This is a genomic window from Bacillus sp. 103mf, assembly GCF_900116295.1.
In the GTDB taxonomy this organism is placed as follows: Bacteria; Bacillota; Bacilli; order Bacillales; family Bacillaceae_G; genus Bacillus_A; species Bacillus_A bruguierae.
In genome coordinates this window covers 104974-113096 of the sequence record NZ_FPAF01000009.1, presented here as the reverse complement: position 1 = coordinate 113096, position 8123 = coordinate 104974, and the positions used below count along the sequence as shown (strand labels likewise).

Below are 8123 nucleotides of genomic sequence, written 5' to 3'. Positions count from 1 at the left end.
TAAAGGTCATGTACTAAATGCGTTTGAAAAACGTGTTGCGGAGCTAGTTAATGTAGAACGAGCGAAAGCGGGCTTATCTCCATTACAGATAGATACAGAGCTTAGTAAAGTAGCACGTATAAAATCAGAGGATATGTTGAAAAATAATTATTTTGATCATACTAGTCCGGTTTATCATTCGCCATTTGACATGATGACACGTTTTGGTATTTCTTATTCCGCAGCAGGTGAAAATATTGCTAAAGGGCAACAAACACCAGAAGAAGTTATGAATGCTTGGATGCACAGTCCGGGACATCGTGCGAATATTTTAAATGGTAATTTTACCTATATAGGTGTTGGTTACGTGGAACAGGATAATATTTGGACGCAACAATTTATCAAAAAATAAATAAAAATTGTTGATAAACTCGAGTTTTTAGCAAAAAACTTTTTTGGACTTGCAAGTGATGGGATTTTAATTATGAAACGAATTCAACCGTTTGATAAATGTATTCCATAAAGAGTTCAATAAAAAGTTTTGAACGACAGAAGTCATTTTTACGAATGACTTCTGTTTTTTTTATTGTAAGCGTCAAATATTCTCCACCTACAATTTGTAAATAGCCCATAAGATAATCTTCTTGCATACGATATAAATACAAATTAAAAAATCGACATAAAAAAACTCTTTCTTTTTAGGCGGGCGAGAGCATCTGGCCATGCATAGAAGCGACTTGTATGTCAAAAAATTAAAATAGATTAATATAAATAGAATGAAGACATGCAAAAATCTATTTTTCACTACCTTCTAATATCTTTCCTCTCCTATAACCCCATACGCAAATTTCCAAACATGCCAATCAATTTCATTGCGGAGAAAATTAGCATTATGTCATAATAGCACAAGAGAGGTGAAAGAGTTGAAATACTTTATTTATTTTATTGTTATCATCGCATTTTTCGATACATTTTCACAATTACCAATTATGAGTACATACGCACAAAACCTCGGGGGAACTCCTCTTATTATCGGTCTTGTCGTTGGAATGTACTCGTTTGCTAATATGATTGGCAATATTATTGCAGGTGCATCTGTTGATAAATATGGTGCAAAAAAAGTTCTTTATATTAGCATGGGTATTACAAGTCTTATAGTTTTGTTATATACCATTGTTCAAAGCGGAGAACAACTTATTATCGTTCGTTTTCTGCACGGATTTAGTGATGGTTTCTTAATACCAGCTGCCTTCACTTTCTTATCAAAACAAACAAACTCAACAAAACAAGGGAAAGCAATGGCTTTATCTGGTGCAGCCGTTGGAACAGCAGCTATCATCGGTCCTGCATTCAGTGGGATTATGAAAGCAAAAGCTGGTATACACTGGGTCTTCATTACAATTTCTATCTTAATGATACTTGGTACAATGATCTCACTTTTCTTGCTGCCAAATAACATAACAAGAACAAAGTCGTCACGGATACAAATGATGAACAAAGAAGAACTGCTTGAATTATTAAAGTTCGAACCACTATTACAAGCATATATCGGTGCTTTCACCTTAATGTTTTCACAAGGAATTGTCACATATATGTTACCTGTAAAAATAGAAGCTTTAGGACTAAAAACGTCTACAACAGGAATGATGCTTAGTGTCTTTGGAATCACTGCAATCCTCTTCTTTTTACTACCTACAAATCGTATATACGATTTCTTTAACCGTAAAAAAATGATGGTTATCGGTATTGCAATCATGGCATTGGCACTATCATTGCTTGGTATATTTACAACAAAGAGCATGCTTTTTGTTGTAATGATGATTTACGGAATTGGATTTGCCATTCTCTTTCCTTCTATTAATGCCTTACTTGTTGAAAATACAACAGAAGACAATCGCGGAAAAGCATTTGGATTATTCTATGCATTCTTCTCATTAGGCGTTGTTGCCGGTTCTTTTACAATTGGAGCAATCGGCGCCTCACCGAGCGTAAGCTTTGTAATTGGAACAGCTTTCTTACTTACTTTTGCTTCAACAATTTATGTACGAGGAAGATTTAAAAAAGCAATGATGGAATAACCCCCATCGCTATCAATCTAACAAAACAAAATACCCCCTAAAATGAAAAAATACGCTATTCTTTCTGTAAAATCATAGGAAAGAATGGCGTTTTTGTATGTCTATTTCTGTATGGGGTAGCACCACATCGCCATCAAGCTAATATTTTAGAGTATCCCAAAACGTTTTTATATCAATACTTGCCTAAAAGTTGGAATGAACCCCTTCTAACTTCTATTCTATATTTAATAACCCATATATTTCTAGGTTTTGTTCCAAGTTTTTCATTTTAAAAAGCATATTGAGATAATTACTTTGCTGACAACGGTAGCCGTTGTTGCTGTTCATAAACAAAATCTAAATAAAAAAATAGAATAACTTTCGACAATTCCCCCGGAAATATTTTTTCTCTCTGCACAACTCGATAAAATATTTAGGAATTTATCCCGCATTAACGGGCAGTGGGGGATGAAGCCCCCCCCACTGACGGAAGTTTCACTTTATTCCAAACTATAAATCCACTTTAATTTTTCGACATAAGTGTACAACTTAATAATGTCGTTACTGCAAATGCCGAAAAAACTCGAAACGGTGTTTTCTTCTCTACTTCATATCCCTTCCATATTTCCCTAAAATTTTAATATTCATCTTTTAAAATACTTATTACATTCGAAGAAATTCCCAATAAAAAAACCGGTCGATATATTAGTGGACATGTAAGAAGGAATTATCCATAAAAAAAATGGTTCAACGTATCCGTTGAACCATTTTTTTATATTATTTTCCTTGCGTTTTTTCCCAATCCGCTAAGAATTTCTCAATTCCTTGATCTGTTAATGGGTGTTTCACTAATGAAGCGATAACATTTGCTGGAATTGTTGCGATATGCGCACCGTTTAACGCTGCGTCTGTTACGTGAACAGAGTGACGTACAGATGCTGCAATAATTTCCGTTGGGATACCGTGGATCGCAAAGATGTCAGCGATTTGACGAATTAAGTCCATGCCGTTATGACCGATATCATCTAAACGACCTAAAAATGGAGATACATACGTTGCACCAGCACGTGCTGCAAGTAATGCTTGTACTGCTGAGAATACTAATGTTACGTTTGTACGAATTCCTAAATCAGCGAATGCTTTTACTGCTTTTAAGCCTTCTGTCGTCATTGGTACTTTCACAACAACGTTTGGTGCAATTTTCGCTAATTCTTTTCCTTCTTCAATCATTTTATCTGCTTCTAGGCTAATAACCTCTGCACTTACAGGTCCTTCTACAACACTGCAAATTTCACGAATACGCTCATGAAAATCTACGCCTTCTTTTGCCACAAGAGATGGGTTCGTTGTCACACCTGCTAATACGCCAAGGTCGTTTGCCTCTTTAATTTCGTCAATGTTTGCTGTATCAATAAAAAATTTCATGTTTTTTCTTCCTTTCTGAATGTAAGTATGTGTTTATTTTTTCTTAATACGGCCTAATTCAACCAAAAAAATTTTTACTTTTTTCCTTTGCCACACTTACTACCGATGTAACTGCATTGGAATCCGTTGAAATAATACCGATTACATATTGCTTTTTAAACGAGATTTTGTACATCCACTACTATTCATTTAGCAGAAATATCAAAGCAATAACGAAGATTAGTTGTCAGACGTCTGTCCATAAAAATGAGTGTAAAACCCCTCAAAACATCATTTTCGATAAAAGGTACTACTTTTCCTTTCTCAATGATGAGACCGTTTACAATTACCATTATAAGGACAGCAAGTAATCCACACTTATTGCAAAGAATGAATTCATGCCAGCAATAAGTGTACGTAATAATGCTAAAATAGAACCTACTAATAAGTCAATACCTCTAAGTTAAAATTACGATAAAAGTCATAATCTTACATGCATTTGACAGTTCAATATACACTAAATTTAATGTTGCAATAACAAAGCTAATTAAACCATCCTACAATCCTCTTTACTTCTCGTAATTTATCTCTTGATGGCATACCACCTTGTGCTCCTAATTTCGTTACAGAAAGCCCGGCTGCAATGTTTGCAAAACAAATTGCTTTTTGCAATTCTTCCCCTTCTGCAATCGCAACTGCTAATGCACCGTTAAATGTATCTCCAGCTCCTGTCGTATCAACAACTTCAACAGATATGCTTGGTACATGAACAATTTCTATGCCATTATGGAAGCGAACACCGTTTCCACCTTCCGTCATTAACAACTTATTGGGGTATTTTTCAAGCAGTGATTCAATTGGTGATGTAAAGTCATCTAAAACAATTCGACATTCATGCTCATTTGGTGTAATATACGTTGCTTTTTGCAATACTTCCTCTGGCAATCTTTGCGCTGGAGCTGGATTTAAAATAACTGGAATTTGATGTTCTTCACAAATATTTAGTACATATGTTACTGTTTCAAGTGGAATTTCTAACTGTAAAACAACCATATCTGCTTTCATAAGAAGATCTTTTGCACGATTTACAAGTTGTTCATTTACAGAACGATTTGCACCTTGCACAACAATGATACTATTATCTTCTTCAGCCAATACGATATGGGCAATGCCTGTTGTTTCATGCGTAATCGCTTCCACGTATTCATTAAAAATATGCTCATTCTCTAAATTTTTTCGAACAAATTTTCCATAATTATCATTTCCAATTGCTCCAACCATCGCAACATTTGCACCTAAACGTGCTGCAGCTACAGCTTGATTTGCACCCTTTCCACCCGGAACAGTATAAAATGCTTCACCAATTACTGTTTCACCAGCTTTCGGGCGTTTTTTTGAGATGGCAACTAAATCTATGGAAACACTGCCAACTACTACAATATTTGGCAATACCTTCCCCTCCTTACTGTACCGAATGCAATCAAATCATTTCCTGCAACGATACGATCAATTGCTATAACCGGCACTTTTAACGTATTTCCGAAAGAAGTCCCCATTTTCAAGCAAGTGACGGGCAAGAGCCCAGCGGTAAGATGAGGACTTCTTTCGGTTAGGCATAGTCTAAAATAACTCTTGGCAAATACACACATGTTTTGCCCATCCATATCAGGATGTAGTTTCCCTTCGCCAATGTTTGTAGGTGTTAGCAACTTCTTATACAAGAAAGCATGTGGTTGACCGTTCCTTCCCAATCAGAACTGTTACAGAGCCACCATAGAGCCAAGAACTAGGGAATCATTCTTGGGTATGCAACCTACGAACGGAGTCCACGGAAGACTAAGGCTAGACAACCAGGGCTTTTTACAAGCCCCCACTTCAAAACGTGTTAACGTTTAAGTGGTGGGTAGTTGACTACTCTAGAAACAGTAGCAAAAGATACCCCCGCTAGTTTCGCGACGTCTTTTATCGCACATTCTTTTCTCTCTTTACCATATGTAACCGTTTACGCAAATAATATAACGTATTCATGAAAATCCGTCAATTGTTTGTAAATGACAAGATCATCCCCAACTCCTTTACTTTTTCAACATCCAAAATCGCTCTCCCACCAGTAAAAATTGCGATTATATAAAAAGCATCGCCACTACAGGCGATGCTCTTCTTTATGATCAATAAGATACACTTGCACTTGCATCTTTCTCTTCTTTTTCATTCTTTTGTTCTTCTGTTCCCTTTTTACGATCAGAAAGCTTAATTTTCTTCAAGAACAATGTAAATACAGCACCAACTAGAATAAATACTAATCCAGTTATAAATACATGATGAAGAGAATCTAATAATGATGTCTTTAATACAGGCACAATACTGTTTGCAATTGCTTCTGGCATCTGCTTCATTGCTTCTGGACTAAATAACATTGAATATAGCCCTTGCGGATCTGTGTGAATCATATCTTTAAACTTCGTCACGATTTGTCCTGCTTGTGGTGGGAACGTATTCAGTACAGGCACTAATTTTTCTGTTAATACTGTACCAGATGTGTTATTCATAATGGAACCTAAAATCGTAATCCCAAATGTACCACCGATTTGACGGAAGAATTGACTTGATGAAGTTACAATTCCAAGATCTTTTTTCGGAAAGCTTTCTTGTAATGCTAATGTTAAAGTTGGCATTACAAGGCCCATTCCAAAACCAATAATCATCATATACGACGTTGCAACAAGCTTACTTGTATGCATATCCATTGTCGTTAACATTCCAAATCCGCCAGCCATAACTAGCATCCCAGTAATAATTTGTGGCTTTACTCCAACTTTTAACACAAGTTGACCACCAATAATACTCGTGATGATCATCGTAATCATCATTGGCGTCATAATCGTTCCTGATTCAGCAGCACTTACACCAACAATACCTTGCATAAAGAATGGAACAAACATGATTGCTCCAAACATTCCAATACTCATAAAGAAACCAATTGCATTTAATAATGTAAATGTACGATTTTTAAAGAAATGGACAGGTAAAATCGGTTCTTTCGCTTTTTTCTCGACCATAACAAAGCTGATAAGCCCAATAATCGCAAGCGCAAATAAACCAATGATTTGCCAAGAATCCCAAGCGTAGTCTTTTCCGCCAAATGTTAATGCTAATAATAAGCTCACAACACCGACGATCATCGTGAAAATACCAGCGATGTCAATTTGAATTGGCCCTGTTTGTTTCTTCCCTTTTAAGCCCATTGCGATAAAGATTGTCGCTAAAATCCCAACTGGTAAGTTAATGTAGAATACCCATCTCCAGTTCATTGAATCAACAATCCAACCACCAATTTGCGGACCAATGACAGAAGCAAGACCATAAAGCGCTCCAAAAACCCCTTGCCATTTCGCACGTTCTTTTCCTGTAAACATATCCCCAATGATAATCATAGCCATCGGCATCATAATACCGCCGCCAAGCCCTTGAATACCACGGAAAATAATTAATTCAGTCATACCGTTTGCCATACCACAAAGCGCAGAACCAATCATGAAGACGATTAATCCTGTCATATATACAGTGCGGCGGCCTAATAAATCGGCTAATTTACCGGCGATTGGTACAACCGTTGTTGATGATAACATATATGCTGTTGTTAACCATGTCATTAAACTTAATCCGCCAAGTTCACCGACAATACGCGGCATTGCTGTACCAACGATTGTTCCGTCTAATGCAGCAAATAGCATCGCGATAACTAAACCAATTAACAACAACGTTCTATTTTGATTTGCTTGTTGTTCCATATAATCTCCTCAACTCTCTTTAGTTTGTCTCTTTCTTCTCTGATGATTGACAAATAATTGCTTCTAGTTTTTCAAATAATCGCAATAAGTCTTCTCTCTCTTGTACTTCTAATTCAGAAAAATACTTGGCAATATGTTGATTACGAGCAATCATTGCCTCTTCTAGAACAGCTTTCCCCTTTGCCGTTAACTCAATTACAACCACACGGCGATCATTTTCATCATGATAACGCAAAACCAAATCGTGATCGATTAAACGATCAATCATGACTGTAATGGCACTCGGTTTCACATACATTTTCTTCGCTAATGTTGTTGCTCTTGATGCACCGTAACGATCTAAAATTTTTAAAATATAAAATTGCGGTGGTGTTAATCCAGATGACTGTAATTTCTCTAATAACTCCGTTTGCAATTTCTTTCCAATAGAAAATGCAAGAGCTTGAATTTTATCTATATGAGTCATGTCATTTTGCATATTTTCTACCCCTTATTTAAACAATAAAATATTTAACGTCTTTAAATATTAAACTCCGAAATTAATAATGTCAATGATTTTGTTTCTTGCAAACTTTCGTATTTTTTCGGTAAAAAAATACGAAAATCATGCTATATACAAGTTAAAAAAGCGACATAAAAACCCCTTTCTTTTTAAAGGGGACAAGAGCATCCGGCCATGCATAGAAGCGATCAGGGCCTATTCCTGCCACATGCCAGGTTTTAAACAAAGAGAGCAAGCAAGTAGCGGTCATGTTGTATTCTGCACGGCAGAAACTTATATGTCGAAAAATTCAAATGGATTTATATAGCTGAAATGCTAGGATGATTTTCTCATAACAAAAAACTACCATTACTATGCATACACCACATAGCAATGGTAGTCTTTACTTCT

General features: G+C 36.1%; 6 protein-coding genes. 2 read left to right on the top strand and 4 right to left on the bottom strand.

Annotated elements, in window-relative coordinates:
- Both BM350_RS18375 and BM350_RS18370 read left to right on the top strand, forming a co-directional pair.
- On the top strand, positions 1 to 391 hold a 391-nt coding region (locus BM350_RS18375), incomplete at its 5' end, for a CAP domain-containing protein (protein WP_244548043.1).
- Positions 392 to 902: 511 nt separating this feature from the next.
- Positions 903 to 2057 (top strand): MFS transporter, encoded by a 1155-nt coding sequence (locus BM350_RS18370; protein WP_090920529.1) that lies wholly within the window; start codon positions 903 to 905, stop codon positions 2055 to 2057.
- Positions 2058 to 2813: 756 nt separating this feature from the next.
- On the opposite strand, the gene fsa is transcribed toward BM350_RS18370, so the two are convergent.
- The 4 genes from fsa to BM350_RS18340 all read right to left on the bottom strand — a co-directional run bounded on the left by fsa (position 2814) and on the right by BM350_RS18340 (position 7709).
- Positions 2814 to 3461 (bottom strand): fructose-6-phosphate aldolase, encoded by a 648-nt coding sequence (fsa, locus tag BM350_RS18365; RefSeq protein WP_090920526.1) that lies wholly within the window; start codon positions 3459 to 3461, stop codon positions 2814 to 2816.
- Between the two features lie 522 nt (positions 3462 to 3983).
- Positions 3984 to 4889, bottom strand: a complete 906-nt coding sequence (gene rbsK / locus BM350_RS18360; RefSeq protein ID WP_090920523.1) for a ribokinase — start codon at positions 4887 to 4889, stop codon at positions 3984 to 3986.
- 719 nt (positions 4890 to 5608) lie between these two features.
- Complete coding sequence (locus BM350_RS18345; protein ID WP_090920517.1) at positions 5609 to 7231, bottom strand: MDR family MFS transporter; 1623 nt, start codon at positions 7229 to 7231, stop codon at positions 5609 to 5611.
- Positions 7232 to 7250: 19 nt separating this feature from the next.
- On the bottom strand, positions 7251 to 7709 hold the full coding sequence (locus BM350_RS18340; protein WP_090920515.1) for a MarR family winged helix-turn-helix transcriptional regulator: 459 nt from the start codon (positions 7707 to 7709) through the stop codon (positions 7251 to 7253).
- Positions 7710 to 8123 lie beyond the last annotated feature (414 nt).

Coding starts and splice junctions, on each gene's coding strand:
- fsa (WP_090920526.1), bottom strand. CDS start 3,461: ATGAAATTTTTTATTGATACAGCAAACATTGACGAAATTAAAGAGGCA.
- BM350_RS18345 (WP_090920517.1), bottom strand. CDS start 7,231: ATGGAACAACAAGCAAATCAAAATAGAACGTTGTTGTTAATTGGTTTA.
- BM350_RS18340 (WP_090920515.1), bottom strand. CDS start 7,709: ATGCAAAATGACATGACTCATATAGATAAAATTCAAGCTCTTGCATTT.